Source organism: Malonomonas rubra (assembly GCF_003247215.1).
Taxonomy (GTDB): Bacteria; Desulfobacterota; Desulfuromonadia; order Desulfuromonadales; family Geopsychrobacteraceae; genus Malonomonas; species Malonomonas rubra_A.
Window position 1 is genome coordinate 22,626 of sequence record NZ_QKAP01000059.1, and the last position, 16,129, is coordinate 38,754.

At 55.8% G+C, this 16,129-nt stretch carries 9 protein-coding genes; 3 read left to right on the top strand and 6 right to left on the bottom strand.

The features are described 5' to 3' along the window. The gene (radA, locus tag Q7J88_RS05655; RefSeq protein WP_369681978.1) at positions 1-1,368 is read right to left on the bottom strand and encodes a DNA repair protein RadA; all 1,368 of its coding nucleotides are present in this window, start codon (positions 1,366-1,368) and stop codon (positions 1-3) included. 148 nt (positions 1,369-1,516) lie between these two features. Here radA and Q7J88_RS05660 point away from each other — a divergent pair, with 148 nt between their 5' ends. Next, the gene (locus Q7J88_RS05660; RefSeq protein ID WP_303721183.1) at positions 1,517-1,810 is read left to right on the top strand and encodes a J domain-containing protein; all 294 of its coding nucleotides are present in this window, start codon (positions 1,517-1,519) and stop codon (positions 1,808-1,810) included. Between the two features lie 90 nt (positions 1,811-1,900). Here the strand turns inward: Q7J88_RS05660 and Q7J88_RS05665 are convergent, their stop codons facing one another. The 5 genes from Q7J88_RS05665 to Q7J88_RS05685 all read right to left on the bottom strand — a co-directional run bounded on the left by Q7J88_RS05665 (position 1,901) and on the right by Q7J88_RS05685 (position 11,270). Further along, on the bottom strand, positions 1,901-2,854 hold the full coding sequence (locus Q7J88_RS05665; RefSeq protein WP_303721184.1) for an alpha-E domain-containing protein: 954 nt from the start codon (positions 2,852-2,854) through the stop codon (positions 1,901-1,903). Between the two features lie 2 nt (positions 2,855-2,856). Next, positions 2,857-4,344 carry a circularly permuted type 2 ATP-grasp protein gene (locus Q7J88_RS05670; RefSeq protein ID WP_303721185.1) on the bottom strand — a complete coding sequence of 496 codons (1,488 nt, stop codon included), beginning with the start codon at positions 4,342-4,344 and terminating at the stop codon, positions 2,857-2,859. Positions 4,345-4,438: 94 nt separating this feature from the next. Beyond that, positions 4,439-5,320: a transglutaminase family protein gene (locus Q7J88_RS05675; RefSeq protein ID WP_303721186.1), complete on the bottom strand. Its 882-nt coding sequence runs from the start codon at positions 5,318-5,320 to the stop codon at positions 4,439-4,441. Further along, the gene (locus Q7J88_RS05680) at positions 5,317-7,755 is read right to left on the bottom strand and encodes a circularly permuted type 2 ATP-grasp protein (protein WP_303721187.1); all 2,439 of its coding nucleotides are present in this window, start codon (positions 7,753-7,755) and stop codon (positions 5,317-5,319) included. The genes Q7J88_RS05675 and Q7J88_RS05680 overlap by 4 nt, the downstream gene beginning before the upstream one ends. A 143-nt stretch (positions 7,756-7,898) precedes the next feature. Then, complete coding sequence (locus Q7J88_RS05685) at positions 7,899-11,270, bottom strand: DUF2126 domain-containing protein (RefSeq protein WP_303721188.1); 3,372 nt, start codon at positions 11,268-11,270, stop codon at positions 7,899-7,901. A gap of 545 nt (positions 11,271-11,815) precedes the next feature. Here Q7J88_RS05685 and Q7J88_RS05690 point away from each other — a divergent pair. After that, positions 11,816-14,371: a TIGR03960 family B12-binding radical SAM protein gene (locus tag Q7J88_RS05690; RefSeq protein WP_303721189.1), complete on the top strand. Its 2,556-nt coding sequence runs from the start codon at positions 11,816-11,818 to the stop codon at positions 14,369-14,371. A gap of 47 nt (positions 14,372-14,418) precedes the next feature. Then, positions 14,419-15,924 (top strand): Rne/Rng family ribonuclease, encoded by a 1,506-nt coding sequence (locus Q7J88_RS05695; RefSeq protein ID WP_303721190.1) that lies wholly within the window; start codon positions 14,419-14,421, stop codon positions 15,922-15,924. The last annotated feature ends 205 nt before the right edge of the window (positions 15,925-16,129 follow it).

Here is a 16,129-nt window from a genome sequence, read left to right on the forward strand (position 1 = left end):
TTAAAGAAATATAGCGTCCAGTGCTTCGCTGGCATGGCGCACGCCGATCAGTTGCATCCCTTTAGGTGTGTCGAGGTTTTTCAGGCTGCTTTTTGGCAGCACACAGCGGTTGAAGCCAAGCCGGGCCGCTTCCTTGACCCGCAGTTCCGGTTGTGAGACGGCACGCACCTCGCCGGTCAGGCCAACTTCGCCGAACAGCACAGTTTGCGGGTCAATCACCTTGTTCAGGTGACTGGAGGCGAGCGCTGCGATGGCTGCCAGGTCGACCGCCGGTTCGTCGAGGCGCACGCCACCGGCAACGTTGAGGAAGATATCCTGTCCGGCCAGCGACAGCTCGACTTTCTTTTCTAGAATCGCCACCAGCAGCGCCACCCGCTTGTGGTCAAGACCGATGGCAGTACGCTGCGGGGTGCCGAAGGAGCTGCTGGAAACCAGCGCCTGCAGTTCGACCAAGATCGGCCGGCTCCCTTCTAGGGAAGGAACCACGGCGCTGCCGGCACTTTTTTCGGGGCGCTCGGCGAGAAACAGCTCCGAAGGGTTATCAACTTCGCGCAGACCTTTATCCTGCATCTCGAAGACGCCAATTTCGTTGGTCGAGCCGAAGCGGTTTTTCACCGCGCGCAGGATCCGATAGGGATGGCCGGGGTCGCCTTCGAAATAGAGGACAGTATCGACCATGTGTTCAAGCACCCTTGGCCCGGCGATGGCGCCGTCCTTGGTGACATGACCGACCAGAAAGGTCGGTAGGCCTTCCCCTTTGGCCTGGATCATTAGCTGCCCAGTGCACTCGCGGACTTGGCTGACACTGCCGGGGGCCGACTCGATACTGTTGGTGAAGATGGTCTGGATCGAGTCAATGACCAGAAAGTCGGGCTGAAGCTCCTTAATCCGCGCCTTGATCTGTTCTAGCGATGTCTCCGCCAGCAGGTAGAGGTTGTTGGCGGTGGTGCCGAGCCGTTCGCCCCGCAGCTTGACCTGGCGCGCCGATTCCTCGGCAGTCACGTAGAGGACTGTGCCTTGCCTCGCTAGTTGATCGGTCGCCTGCAACAGCAAGGTCGACTTACCGATGCCGGGATCGCCGCCGACCAGGATCAGCGAACCAGGCACCACCCCGCCGCCGAGGGTTCGGTCGAGTTCGCCGATGCCGCAGTGCAGACGGTCCTCCTCGCGGCTGGTAATCTCGGCTAACTTCTGCGGTTTGCCGGGAGATGTCAGGGCGCGGCTGTGCTTGCTCTGCTCGACCGGTTGCTCTTCCACCAGGGTGTTCCACTGCCCGCAATCGGGACATTTCCCGAGCCATTTGGGGTTCTGGAAACCACACTGCTGACAGCTGAAAATAGTTTTCTGTTTGGCCAAGGTATTTCCCATGTGAAGCGGGGTTAAACAGGCGGATATCCTATGCTGAATGAGGAGGGGGTGTCAATTGCAGTCGCAGCCTCTTTTGCCCGTTTTTTCTCTGAGGTATACTGGCGGAACTTTTCGCCTTCGATAGTGACAAATCTGACTTGGAGGGTTTATGACTTTTGCTGATTTGGTGGCTGCGTTGGAAGAATTCAATTTGCCTTCTAGCGTGACTTGGAAGAAGATCAAAATCAGGCACCGTGAACTGGTGCGGCGTTATCATCCCGACAGTGGGGAACAAGCGGATGCCGATAAAATAAAACGGATTAACGCGGCCTATAAAATCCTCAGTACCTATGTCGGCGACTATCGATTCGATTTTTCTCGGGAGCAGTTTCTGGAGCAATACCCGGAGGAGCGACTCAGAGAACAGTTTTGGAGTGAAAAACCCTGGGGGGAAAATGTGTGAGAGGCCCGACCGCCAGGTCATGATCTTTGCAGCAACCCCGATCGCCTAGGTGTTGCTGGCAAAGATCTTTTTTTAAAGAGAATACATGCTTTAAGAGTCTATCGTGTGAGGGCTGAAAAATACCTCATGGATTTCCGATCCGACCCCGTTGATACGGGTCTGGGTCTGATCGAGGTATTCGTGCAAGCCGATCTCGAAGACCTCGTCGAGCGAGGCGAAATTGAACTCGGCCAGGAGTCGGCCAAGTTTTTGTTCGGCCTTGTTGGCGAAGGTGCCGCGCGGACTGCCGGTAATGTTGTTCATCGAGATGATCGCGGTAATGATTGAATAATGGACGGCTCGCGGGAAATGAGGATCAAGCAGTAGGAAATCGACTATCTTCCGTGGGTTGATACGGCCATGTCGTTTGCGATACATCTCAAAGGCGCTGGCCGAACGCAGCAGCGCTCCCCAGAGCAGGTTGTCGTAAGAACTGCCAACATACTCTACCGAGGGCAACAGGATATAGTATTTAACGTCGAGAATCCGCGTCGTCTTGTCGGCCCGCTCCAGCATCCGGCCCATCCGTCCAAAATGCCATCCCTCCCCGTGATTCATGGTTGAATCGGTGATGCCGATGAAGGTGTGGCTGGCGGTCATTATATCGACGAAGATCTTGTGCGGCAGATCCATCAAGGTTTCTTTGGCTGCGGCGTTGATCATCAGGTAAAAGGTGTTGATCTGTTCCCACATCTCCGAACTGATGTATTCCCGCACCGAACGGGCATTTTCGCGGGCCGCGCGGACACAGGAGTAGATTGAGTTGGGGTTGTTCCGGTCGAATACCAGAAACTCGATAGCATTTTCCCGGTTCACCTCGCCGTACAGTTCTTCGAACAGCTCATGGTCACCGGTAGTATTAATCAGCGGCTGCCATTGGGCACTGGCGTTGTCCGGGATATCCAGAGCCATATGATAGTTGGCGTCGATGAAGCGGGCGACGTTTTCTGCCCGTTCAATATAGCGATTCAACCAGTAGATGGAGTTGGCGACTCTGCTGAGCATGATTACTCCTCCTGACTCTGATCCTGGATCGGTGATTCCGGTGAGCCACCACCGCTGGCATTGAGCACCCAGGTGTCTTTACTTCCTCCCCCCTGTGACGAGTTGACCACTAGCGACCCTTTTTTCAGGGCCACCCGGGTCAGTCCTCCCGGCAGGACGTAGACACTGTCCTTGCCGTAGAGAATATAGGGACGCAGGTCGACATGCCGCCCTTCGAAGTGATCGTTGACCAGCACCGGAACCCGCGACAGCGCCAGGGTCGGTTGAGCGATATAGGTACGTGGCTTGGCTTTGATCCGCGTAGCGAATTCATCCCTCTCGGCCTGGGTCGCGTGTGGACCGACCAGCATGCCATACCCGCCCGATTCGTTGACCGCCTTGACCACCAGCTTGTCGAGGTTCTCCAGAACGTACTTACGGTCATCCTCACGCCAGCAGGCGTAAGTTGGCACGTTCTGGGTAATCGCCTCCTCGCCAAGGTAATACTTAATGATCTCAGGGACGTAGGCATAGACAGCCTTGTCATCTGCCACACCGGTTCCCGGCGCGTTGGCAAGGGCGACCTTCCCTTTACTGTAGGCTTTCATCAAGCCTGGCACGCCAAGCATCGAATCGGGACGGAAGGCCTTCGGGTCCATGAAATCATCATCAATCCGCCGATAGATGACATCGACCCGCTCCAGTCCCTTGGTGGTGCGCATCATCACCTCTCCCTTATGAACCACCAGGTCACTTCCCTCGACCAGCGGAACTCCCATCTGCTGCGCCAAGAAGCTGTGCTCGAAGTAAGCGGAGTTGTAGATACCGGGGGTCCAGACCACCACCATCGGGGATCGCACTCCGTCTGGTGCCATCTGTTGCAGCATCTCCAGCAGGCGGCTTGGGTAGTCAGTGACAGGCTGCACGCTGCAGGCGTCGAACACCGTCGGAAAGGTCCGTTTCATGATCAGCCGGTTTTCCAGCACGTAGGATACCCCGGACGGGCAACGCAGGTTATCCTCAAGGACGTAGAACTGGCCGTCGCCGTGCCGGACCAAGTCTGTGCCGGTGATGTGACACCAGACTCCGCTGGGTGGTTGCAGACCGATACAGGGTTTGCGAAAACCTTCGGCGGTGAGTACCAAATCCGCCGGGACTACACCATCCTTGAGAATCTTCTGGTCATTGTAGATATCATTGATAAATGCATTCAGGGCGGTGATGCGTTGCTTGAGGCCCTTTTCGAGATTTTCCCACTCTTTGGCCTGAACGATCCGCGGGACGATGTCGAAGGGGAAGATCTTTTCGATCTGCGCGTCGTTGCCGTAAACATTGAAGGTGATCCCCAGGTTCAGTAATGCCAGTTCCGCTGCCTTCTGCCGCCGTTGCAACTCGGTCTCAGGTAGTGCGTTTATCCTTTCGATCAGCACATCGGCGCCACCGCGAGGCTGATTCTGTTCATCGAAAAGTTCGTCATAAAATCCCTCTGTTTCATATCTATCAAATCTCATATAAATCTCCTTTAAGATGAGACAGACCTCCTGAGCATAAAGCCAGGACATGCAAATCAGGGATTTACGCCTTTGTAAATCGATTGCAACTAAATTATTCAGTCAGTCTGGCAACATCGACGGAAACTACAACAGTGTGTTCTCCGCCGCCCAATGCGATCCCTTTTAAGGGGGATACATCTGAAAAATCACGCCCCCAGGCTACCGTGATATGCTGCTCAGCAGGTATTTGATTGTTGGTCGGATCAAAATCGATCCAGCCGATGCCCGGAGAAAAAATCGAAAACCAAGCATGCGACGCATCCGCGCCTACCAGCCGTTTCGTTCCGGGGGGTGGGATCGTTTCAATATAACCGCTCACATATCTTGCGGCAAGCCCCATAGCCCGCAAACAGCCGATGCCGAGATGGGCAAAGTCCTGGCAGACTCCGTGTCGATTCGCTAGTACCTCCTGCAGGGGGGTACTGATCGTCGTGACCTCCGGGTCATAACGGAAATCCTGGTAGATGCGCTGCATCAACTCCTCGACCGCCTCCGGCAACGGCCGCCCCGGCGGAAAGGATGGACTGGCATAGTCGACTAGTTGCGGGATTTCCCGAACCAGCGGCGAATCGTACAGATAGGGGAGCACTGTCAGGGTGTCGGGGTTCCTGACCGTACGCAGATGCGCCCGCACACCGTCCCAGGCTTTGCCCTGTGTTGCATCGAACAGTGCTTGATTGGCAATGATCTCCACCTCGCTCTGCGCTGTGACGACCAGCTTTTCGTGTGGTTCCTGCAGGGCAAAATGCGTCACCCGGTTGCCGAAAAAATCTTTCCTCTCGTGGAGGTCGTCGGCTGTGGGAGAAACCTTCAGAGAGCTGTTTCGGCACAGCTGGAACTCGGTGCTGCGAGGCAGCAGGCTGGCCTGGTTGCGACACAGCTGGACCGGTTCGCTGTAGTGGTATTCGGTAATATGTTTGATCCGGTATTTCATTGTCCCTCCCTATGCCGGCTTCCCAACTGACGCGGTTCGAGCGTGGGACTGAAATAAAGCCACATCAGCTCTTCTGAAAGCTTTTGCAGGCGCTCTTCCTGTTCGGTGAGAAAACTTTCCAGCAGGGGGTAGATTTCCTCATCGCTCGACATCTTGATCAATCTTTGTTGCACGGTATCGTTCAGCTCATTGATTGCCTGAGTGATTAGCTGGTCATCGGAGCGCGGTTCCGCCTCCTGGTTGTGGGGTAACGACTGGATGTGTTTTTTCAGCTGGCGCAGCTGGCAGGCTAGAGCGCGGGGATAGTTTTCGTCCATCAACAATAGTTCCAGCACCGGTGCCAGCTGGATAAACGAGCGATAGCGCCGGCGAAATACGATCAGGCTGTTGCAGGTCGCCAGCACCGCCTCCAGAACCTGTGCGCCCATTGCGCCAGTGTAACTGGGTACCAGCGCCGCACGCAGCAGCGCGATCAGGTTCAAGGCGCGCTCCAGACGCCGACCAATGTTCAACAGCTGCCAGGCGGTTTCTCGAGACATATTTTCATAGGCCAGGCCGCTGAACCCAGCTAGCTGAATGATCAGCCGGTTGATGCTTTCATGTAATCTACCGCTGCCGATCTGCAGGCTGGAAATCTTCGGGTTCCAGTTCTGCTTCATGTTATCGATAACCCTCCAGGCGTCGGCCGGCAACAGGTCGCGAATGGCGTAAGCCGCATTCCACAAGGAGTTCAGTGATGAGCGAATCCCTCCCGGGCGTACATCGCGTACCAGGGAGAGCAGTTCCTCACGCGGGTTCTCGAGCTTCTCCTGTGAGCCTTCCCCGACAAAGCCGGGATAGGTCAACGTGACATGGGTTAGCGCGCGCAGCAGATGATTCAGAGCGAGTCGGTCATCGGCATCGCGAAACTCGTTCACCTCGCGCAGCTTGACCAGGATCGACCTTAGCAGTCGGGCGGTTTGTTCTGCGCGTTCTGCATAGCGCCCGGCCCAGAACAGGTTTTCCGCTGCCCGGCTCGGGAGTGAGCTGGCCTGGGATTTGATCAACTGGTTTGGTTGCGCTTGCAACCAAAGGTTGACCTGTTTGCCCGGTTCCGGGGTTAGCACCCAGGTGTCCTTGATTTCGTCCCCTGGCTGATTAAGTTGCAGCAGGCTGTCTTGCTCCGAGCCAACCCGGGTTACTCCCCCAGGCATGACCGAGTATGAATCTTCCTTTGCTGTCAGGTAGACGCTCAGTAGGCTCTGCTTGGAACAGATGCGGTCATCCGCAAATGCCGGATAGGTCGCAAAATCGATCAGCTGTTGGCCGACGAACAGGTGCGGTTTGGCCTGAATCAGTTTTCTCCACTTGCGCTGTGCGGCAACGTTGCTACCGTGGGTTGCTACTGGCAGGTTTGGCAGGGGGTGAATCGGCTTGATGATAAGCCGGTCGAGATGTTCCAGAACATAGTTGCGCTCTTTCTCCTGTCCACACCACCAGGTCGCAACTGAAGGGATTTTCAGCTCCTCGCCCAGATAGTGTCGGCAGATTCCTGGCAGAAATGCCATTAACCCTGGATTTTCCAGCACGCTGCTACCGATCGGGTTGGCAATGGCAACATTGCCTCGCCTCACCACCTGCAGCAGGCCGGCGACTCCGAGCAACGAATCGCTGCGCAATTCCAGCGAGTCGCAATAATCATCATCAAGTCGGCGCAAGATCACATCGACTTGGCGCAAGCCTTCGACCGATTTCAGCCATAGGCGGTTGTCCCGGACGGTCAGATCCCCTCCCTGAACCAGGGGGTAACCGAGATAGGAGGCTAGGTAGGCGTGCTCGAAAAATGAGCCATGGTCAGGACCGGGAGAGAGCATGACAATGCAGGGGTCCTGCTGGTTGTGCCGGGCCAGGTGGGTCAGGTTGTTGCGCAGGGCACGGAAATACCAGGCTAGGCGGTGAACCTGGAAGTCAGTAAAAATCTGCGGGAAACTGCGGGTCATGATGATCCGGGTTTCCAGCGCGTAGCCGGCTCCAAGCGGGGGGTTGACGTAGTCGTCAATCACCCAGTAACTACCGTTCCGACTTTTGGCCACATTGGCTGAATAGAGGCTTAAGGCCGGCTGGTCAGGAGGGATCAGGCCGAGGCAGGGATAGAGGAAATTTTTATGGGCAAACACCAATTCCGGTGGCAGCAGCCCGTTGGCGATCAGCTTCTGCGGACCGTAGATGTCCTTCAGCAGAAGGTTCAGCAGTTCTGCCCTCTGAATCAGGGCCTCTTCCAGTTGCGCCCACTCCGCGGAGCCGAACACCAATGGAATCGGGTCAAATTGCCAAGCACGCTGGGCTTTGGGAGAATCGAAAACGTTGTGGATCGCGCCGTTTTCCTGCAGCAACCGTTTGGCATCCTTGCTCCGTCTCTGCAGCCGTTTGGTGCTGAACTTTTCCAGCGCTTGCATGAGCTGCTCCCAGTGTGGCGAGAGATCCCCAGATGCGGAATAAACTCCACTGTTTACCACCTGTGCAACGTCTTTGTCTGGCAGAGGAATTGATTTGTCCTTCACGTTAGACTCACTGACATTCTGTCTGTTTTTACAATCGGTTATGCCGGTTTACGGCGCAGATCAAGAGTATATGGAAACTCCAGGTTGATCTCTTCGCTTGGCGGTGTTTGTGGCCCCGGAGGTGACCCCTTGGGGAAAAACTTGCCAAGCGCTCGATATTCCGGCAGCGGTTGCAATGGCCCCTGGGTGTGACTGGTCTCCCGGAATAATGTCACCCGCCGGGCCTCGGCGGTTATGGCATTGACCGGAAAATCATCGTAACTGCGGCCACCCGGGTGGGATACATGATAGCTGCAGCCACCGATAGAACGTCCGTTCCAAGTGTCGATCACATCAAAAACCAGCGGCGAGTGAACCGGAATTGTGGGGTGCAATGCGGAAGGCGGTGCCCAGGCCCTGTACCGCACCCCGGCGACAAATTCATCTTTCCGCCCTGTCTTATGCAGCGGCAAGCGCCGACCGTTGCAGGTGATGACATGCCGCTCCTCGGTCAGACCCGTCACTCTCACCTGCAACCGCTCCATCGACGAATCGACGAAGCGCGCAGTGCCCTGACTCCCCACCTCTTCGCCCAGCACATGCCAGGGTTCGATGGCAAAACGTAGCTCTAGCTCGATATCATCAACCTGTACCGTGCCATACCTCGGGAAGCGGAATTCGAAGAACGGTTCAAACCAGTCGAACTGAAACTGATAACCGGCGGTCTGCAGATCGGAAACCACCTGCTTGATGTCCTGCCGGACAAAATAAGGCAGCAGGAACCGGTCGTGCAGTGCCGTCCCCCAGCGCACCAGTTCATGCTTGTAGGGTCGTTTCCAGAACCAGGCAATCAGGGTGCGCAGCAGCAGATTCTGCACCAGGCTCATCTGCGCATGTGGCGGCATCTCGAAGGCTCGCAGTTCGACTATCCCGAGACGGCCGGAAGCGCTGTCGGGCGAATAAAGCTTGTCGATGCAGAACTCGGCGCGATGGGTATTGCCAGTCACATCGATCAACAGGTTGCGTAGAAGCCGATCGACCAGCCAGGGGCTCGGGACTTCCCCCTCCGGCATCTGCTCAAAAGCGATTTCCAGCTCGTAGATGGAATCCTCCCGCGCCTCATCAATGCGCGGTGCCTGACTGGTTGGCCCCATGAACATTCCGGAGAACAGGTAGGAAAGTCCGGGGTGATGCTGCCAGTAACTGACCAGGCTGCGCAAAAGGTCTGGTCGCCGCAGCAGGGGGCTGTCCGCCGGCGTTGGGCCTCCGATGGTGATGTGGTTGCCACCCCCAGTGCCTGTATGGTGGCCATCGAGCATGAACTTCTCGGTGCCGAGGCGGGCCAGCCGCGCCTGCTCATAGAGGGTCTGGGTGTTCTCGACGATCTCTCGCCAGCTGTTCGCCGGGTGAATGTTGACTTCGATCACTCCCGGATCGGGCGTCACCGAGAGACGTTCGATTCGCCAGTCGCGCGGCGGCTCGTAGCCCACGATGACCACCGGCATCTGCAGCTTGGTCGCCGTCGTCTCGATCAGGGCGATCAGGTCGAGGTAATGTTCCAGTACCCCGAGTGGCGGCATAAAAATATTCAAACGACCGGTGTGCGCTTCTATGCAGAGCGCGGTGTGGCTGATCTCAACCAGTTTTTCCTCCACATCACGTTCCAGTTTGGTGGTCGGAGGTTGAGGGATTGCCTCCTCCTGGATTTCCGGTTCCAGTTTCCCGGCCCAGAGTCCATGGTAGTTTTCAAGTTCCGGCAAGGGCTGAAACTGGCTTTGCTCAACGAAAGGCTCGCGCTTTTCCGGAGCAACCCAGGGGAGCGAGGCGAGTGGCAAGCGCAATCCCATTGGCGAGTCGCCGGGGATCAGTAGCATCTTCCCGTTGCGGAACTCCCAAGGGGTGGTCCCCCAAGTCTGGGTTTGCCAGTCCCAGCGCAGCGGGAGCGCATAACCGACCGGATTGCCCAATCCCCGTTGCAGCACCTGCGCGAGGGTGCGCCGCTCCACTGAATCATTCAGTTTGGCACTCGCCGGATCGATGTTGGCCGGCACCGTTCCTTCTTTCCAGAGCCAGTAAAGGGTGTCTTCGTAACCAGGCACCAACGCATCCGCCCCAAACCCGAGTGTTTCGCTCAATGACTGAGCAAATGCCAATGCGTCTGCGTGGTCATAGCCGTAATCTCGGGAGATGTCTGCCAGTAACTCGGGATTCTGCCAGATCGGTTGCCGGTCCTTGCGCCAGAAGCAGCCGTTGGCCCAGCGCGGTAGCGGTTCTCCTGGGTACCATTTCCCCTGGCCGAAATGCAGCAACCCACCGATGGAGAAATTGTCACGTAGCCGGAGGGTCAGATCGTATGCAAGCTGGCGCTTATGTTGGCCGTCAGCCTTGGTGTTCCACTCGGCACCATCCATATCGTCGATGGAGACAAAGGTCGGTTCTCCTCCCATGGTCAGGCGGACATCTCCAGCTGTCAGCTCTTCATCGACTTTTTCGCCGAGAGCGTTGATCAATAACCATTGCTCGTTGCTGTATGGTTTGGTGACGCGTGGATCTTCGTGAATTCGGCTGACCTTGTTGCTGTGTTCAAATTCCACCTCGCAGACGTCGGTCGCCCCGGTGACCGGGGCAGCGCTGGCAGGGTGCGGCGTACAGGCGAGCGGGATATGTCCCTCGCTGGCGAGAAGCCCGGAGGTCGGGTCGAGACCGACCCAGCCGGCTCCAGGAACATAAACCTCGGTCCAGGCGTGCAGGTCGGTGAAATCGGCTTCAGGTCCGGAGGGGCCGTCGAGTGATTTTTCGTCCGGCGTCAGCTGCACCAGGTAGCCACTGACAAAGCGGGCCGCCAACCCCAGATGGCGGAAAATCTGCACCAGCAGCCAAGCCGAATCGCGGCAGGAACCGATTTTGCGCTCCAAGGTGGTGTCGCTGGACTGTATCCCCGGCTCCAGGCGCACGCTGTAGGTGATCGCCTGCTGCACCTGGCGATTGACATCGACCAGAAAATCGACGGTCTTGATTTCGGAACGGTCGATCTTTTCCAGCCAGTTCTTCAATAACGGTCCGGAATCGACGATCTGGAGATAGGGGGCGAGCTCGCGGCGTTCCAGTTCGGTGTAACTGAAGGGATACTTCTCCGCGTAATCCTCGATAAAAAAATCGAACGGATTGTAGGCGGTCATGTCGGCGATCACTTCAACTTCGAAGCACAGTTCGCGGGTTTTCTCCAGAAACACCAGCCGTGCCAGATAATTGCCGAACGCATCCTGCTGCCAATTGATGAAATGTTTCTGTGGGGTGACCTTCAGCGAGAAGGCCCGGATCGGCGTCCGGCAGTGGGGGGCTGGCCGTAGTCGCAGCACATGCGGTGAGAGGGACACTGGCCTGTCAAATTTGTATTTGGTGACATGATTGCAGGCGATGCGGATCGGCATAAGCAAACCCCTGTCTTAGGCGGAAAAATTCAATTCAGAGCCAACTCAGACATTTTGATCAATAATAGCATGTTCATATTTTTCTGACGCCTCCTTTGCGATGAAGATATCTAGGTTTTTTTTTGTCATATCGATCAACTCCGGAAGTTTTCTTTGTCTTTGTGCCTCGGCAGCGGGAGGGGGGGACTCAGCAACTCAAGTTTTTCAGCTCAATGTTACGGAAAGCTTTCTTTGGGGCTGTATTAAAAGATTTTTTTCGACAGCTTTTCAGGGTGGGAGATTCTGGAGAGAAAATGCCTAATCTGGATTGATGTATTGATCGAAATCTTCTATAGGCTGCGGCAGGATCTGCTTGAAAAGGAATAGCAACTCTTTTTATGCCTTTTTTTCAAAGCTTTTAATGCTGAGCGGGAAAATGTTGGCGTGTGCTACCTTGCCGGTTGAAATCTTCGCTAAAATTACAAAAAACCTTTTAAATCGCTTGTCTTCAGATTCTTTGGGTGCTAGCTTAGTACCCTTTTTCGTTCTATGTATAAGGACTGCTTTTGAACAGAATTGATCAGACAGAGGCATTGATCCAAGTTACCAAACCGTCCCGTTATCTGGGTGGTGAACTTGGTTCGATCTGCAAAGTTGATAACGGTATCGATGTGCACATGGCTTTGGCCTTTCCCGATGTCTATGAAGTCGGGATGAGTCACATCGGTTTTCCGATTCTTTACCACATCCTGAATCGCCTAGAATGGGCTGCTGCCGAGCGGGTATATGCCCCCTGGCCCGATATGGCGCAGTGGCTGGTTGAGAATGAACAGCCACTCTGCTCGCTTGAGACGAACCGGCCACTGACTGCGTTCGACATCATCGGTTTTACACTGCAGTACGAACTCAGCTACACCAATCTGCTGGGGATGTTGCAGTTGTCTGGACTACCGCTGCGCCGCGAGCAGCGGGACGAGTCGGCGCCGTTGATCGTGGTTGGTGGACCTTGCGCCTACAACCCGGAACCTCTGGCCGATTTTTTTGATGTTGCCCTCATCGGTGACGGGGAAGAGGCGATCGTCGAACTGGCTGAAGCGGTTCGAGAAGCGAAAAAACATGACTGGAGTCGTCGGCAGCTGCTGGAAAAACTGGCGGCTTGCGAGGGCTTTTACGTGCCGGAGTTTTTTTCTGTCAGCTACCTTGCTGATGGCAGGGTGGCTGAAATCGCTCCGTTGCATGCCGGCTACCAAAAGGTCCGGCGTCGGTTTCTTACCGATCTGGAACCAGCCCCTTTTCCGACTCAGCCGATCATCCCTTTCATGCAGACGGTGCACAACCGGGTGGCAATGGAGATCTCCCGCGGATGCACGCGCGGTTGCCGTTTTTGCCAAGCCGGTTATATCTACCGGCCGGTTCGAGAACGTAGCCCGGAGACGATCCGTAACTTGGTTCACCAGGCCTTGGAAAACTCCGGCTATGAAGAAATCTCGCTCCTGTCCCTATCTACTGGCGATTACAGCTGCATCGAGCCGCTGCTGCGCAGCCTGATGGCGGAGCATGCTGATGATCGAGTGGCTGTCTCTTTACCCAGCCTGCGGGTCGGCTCCCTGACCGAGGAGTTGATGGAGGAGGTGAAAAAGGTACGCAAGACCGGCTTTACCCTCGCCCCGGAGGCGGGCAGCGAACGTCTGCGGGCGGTGATCAACAAGGGGATCAGTGCCGCCGATCTGCTGGAAACCACCGGTAACGCCTACCGGCTTGGTTGGCGCCTAGTCAAGCTCTATTTCATGCAAGGCTTGCCGACCGAAACCGACGAAGACCTGGATGAGCTGGTCGAGCTGGCCGCGCAGGTTAAGCGTAGCGGTAGAGGGACTGGCGGTAACGATGTGAACGTTGCGGTATCGACTTTTGTGCCAAAGCCGCACACGCCGTTTCAGTGGCAACCCCAGATCGGGATCGAAGAAACCCGGCGCAAACAGACTTTGCTGCGCGATGGGTTGCGGAAAAAGAAGTTGCGCTTCAAGTACCATGAAGCAGAACTCTCCTTCCTGGAGGGGGTGTTTGCCAGGGGGGATCGGCGTTTATCGGCGGTTTTGGAAAGGGCGCTCGAACTCGGCTGTCGCTTTGATGGCTGGCGTGAGCACTTCGCTTTCGAAGCCTGGCAGCAGGCTTTCGCCGATTGTGGGATCGACCCGGAATGGTATCTGCGGGCACGAAATGTCGACGAAGTTCTGCCTTGGGATCACATCGACTGTGGGCTGCCGAAAAGTTTCTTTCGGCGTGAATTAGAAAAGGCTCTCTCCGGCTCCGCTACTACCGATTGTCGTGGCGACGATTGTCACGGGTGTGGGGTTTGCGATTTTGAGGCCTTGCGGATGCGTCTGACTGAAGCGGCTCAGGTCGAGCCGTTGACTAAAATAGAGAGCGCGCTCGAAGAGGGAAAGCCGGAGAATTTCACCCGGGTGCGGCTGAAGCTCGCCAAACGTGGTCGGGCACGGATGGTTGCCCACCTCGAGTATCTGAGCATGTTTCAACGCGCGGTACGACGCACCGGGATGCCGATTCGCTTTTCAGGCGGTTTTCATCCGAAACCGAAGATCTCCTATCTGGAGGCCTTGCCGATGGGAGTCGCCAGCGAAGCGGAGCTGATCGACTTGGAATTGCTCTGTCCTGTCGATGTTGATCAGTTAGTGTATGATTTGAATGTTCAACTTCCGGATGGGTTCACAGTTATTGAAGGGGAGGTCGTGCCTTGGAAATCGCCATCGCCATCGGTGTCGGTAGCTACCAGTTGTTATCGGGTGCCACTGCCGCAAACGGCTTCGGTCGACTTGGACACGCGGATCGCTGATTTTCTGGCGGCAAAGACGGTGATCGTCCGCAAGCAGAAAAAAGGGCGTGAAATCGAGTTTGATCTGCGTCCGGATGTACAGAATATGACTTTGCTTGATGGCGAGTTGGAGCTGGAACTGAAAAAAGGCAGCCCGCTGCAGGTTGCCGCTTATCTGCTGGAAATGGACGTCGAGGAGATTCGGCGCTTGCAGGTTCGCAAGATCGGCATTACTCTTAAAGATTTAGCGGTGGACGCTGCGTCGGAAGACGCTCCTGCCGCAGATCAATAGAATTTAAAGTTTCACTTTAACGATATAGAAGAATTTGGAGAGAAAATATGCGGAAGGAGCTGGTCATTTGCACCACCTCCCACGAGACCCGTGTGGCTTTGCTTGAAGGGGGCCATATTGCTGAGCTTTATATTGAGCGGGAGCGGGAGCGGGGGATCGTCGGGAATATCTACAAGGGGAGAGTGATCCGGGTGCTGCCCGGCATGCAGGCGGCGTTTGTCGATATCGGCCTGGAAAAAGCGGCTTTTCTCTATGTGGCCGATGTACTCGACGAAATGGAGCAGGTTGAGCGGACCATCGAAGGCGAGGAGCCGGGACTTGACCAGACCGAAGGGGGAGACTTGACCGCGCTTCCGCCGATCGAAGACCTGCTGAAAGAAGGGCAGGAGCTCTTGGTACAGATCTCCAAAGAACCGATCGGCACCAAAGGGGCTCGGATCACTTCGCACATTTCGTTGCCGGGCCGCCACTTGGTCTACATGCCGACTGTCGATCACGTTGGCATTTCCCGCCGGATCGAGTGTGAGGAGGAGCGGGAGCGGCTCAAACAGGTGGTCGAGTCGATGCGCGAGCCAGGCACAGGCTTCATCGTCCGTACCGTCTCCGAGGGGAAGAGCGAAGATGAACTCCGCGGCGACATGGAGTTCCTGGTCGGTTTGTGGGACGACTTAAGCCGCGACATTGATCAGCGTAAGGCCCCCAGCCTGATTCACTCCGATCTCGATGTCACCAGCAAGGTACTTCGCGATATCCTCACCGAGGAAATCCAGCGGATTGTGGTTGATAGTCAAGAAGAGTACAACAAAATTGTTCGCTTTATCCGTACTTTCATGCCGAAGCTTAACTACTGCATTGAGTTGTATGACGGTGACGAGCCGATCTTCGATGCCTACGGTCTGGAGGTGGAGATTTCCCGTGCGCTGGGGCGCAAGGTCTGGCTGAAGAGTGGCGGATCGATCATTATCGAGCAGACCGAAGCGTTGACCGCCATCGACGTCAACACCGGGCGTTATGTCGGCAAGCACAACCTCGAGGACACCATCCTCAAGACCAATCTCGAAGCGCTCAAAGAGATCGCTTTCCAGCTGCGGCTGCGCAATATAGGCGGCCTGATCATCATCGACTTCATTGATATGGAGAAGGAAGCGCACCGCGAAAAAGTTCATGCGGCACTTGAAGAAGCGCTGAAAGGCGACAAGAACAAAACGAATATTCTGAAAATTTCCGAACTGGGACTGGTCGAGATGACTCGCAAGCGGGTGCGCGAATCGATCGGTCGCACCCTCTGCGAACCCTGCTCTTATTGTGAAGGAAAGGGCTACGTCAAAGGCAAGCTGACCATCATCTACGAAATCCTTCGTGAGCTGCACCGGGAGATGGCTGACCTACCTGCCGGGCATATTACCCTTCTGGCGCATCCAGACATCGCCGGACTGCTGATCGATGAAGAACGGGTCGGCATCGATGAATTGGAGCAGCGCTACGGACGGCATATCTCAATCAATTCCCGCCCAGGTTTTCATATCGAGCAGTTTGAGATCGCAGTCGGGTGATATAAGTATCCTATGGTAGAATGTAAATCTTTGTGAGCGGGACTGGAGATTTTCCAGTCTCGCTTTTGTTGTTTGCCCAGCGGAGCTGGCAAACCCGGCTTGCTGAAAGAAGCAAGCGTCGCCCCGATCAGGGGGAAGACAATCCGAATCGCAAGGGCGTTGCTGGCAACGGCAGGGTCTGAAGGAAGCGATAGGAAGTGAGCTG

Bases quoted from the DNA above. Each gene is read 5' to 3' on its own strand.
- Q7J88_RS05660 (WP_303721183.1), top strand. From the start codon at position 1,517: ATGACTTTTGCTGATTTGGTGGCTGCGTTGGAAGAATTCAATTTGCCT.
- Q7J88_RS05685 (WP_303721188.1), bottom strand. From the start codon at position 11,270: ATGCCGATCCGCATCGCCTGCAATCATGTCACCAAATACAAATTTGAC.
- radA (WP_369681978.1), bottom strand. From the start codon at position 1,368: ATGGGAAATACCTTGGCCAAACAGAAAACTATTTTCAGCTGTCAGCAG.
- Q7J88_RS05695 (WP_303721190.1), top strand. From the start codon at position 14,419: ATGCGGAAGGAGCTGGTCATTTGCACCACCTCCCACGAGACCCGTGTG.
- Q7J88_RS05675 (WP_303721186.1), bottom strand. From the start codon at position 5,320: ATGAAATACCGGATCAAACATATTACCGAATACCACTACAGCGAACCG.
- Q7J88_RS05665 (WP_303721184.1), bottom strand. From the start codon at position 2,854: ATGCTCAGCAGAGTCGCCAACTCCATCTACTGGTTGAATCGCTATATT.
- Q7J88_RS05670 (WP_303721185.1), bottom strand. From the start codon at position 4,344: ATGAGATTTGATAGATATGAAACAGAGGGATTTTATGACGAACTTTTC.
- Q7J88_RS05680 (WP_303721187.1), bottom strand. From the start codon at position 7,755: ATGCAAGCGCTGGAAAAGTTCAGCACCAAACGGCTGCAGAGACGGAGC.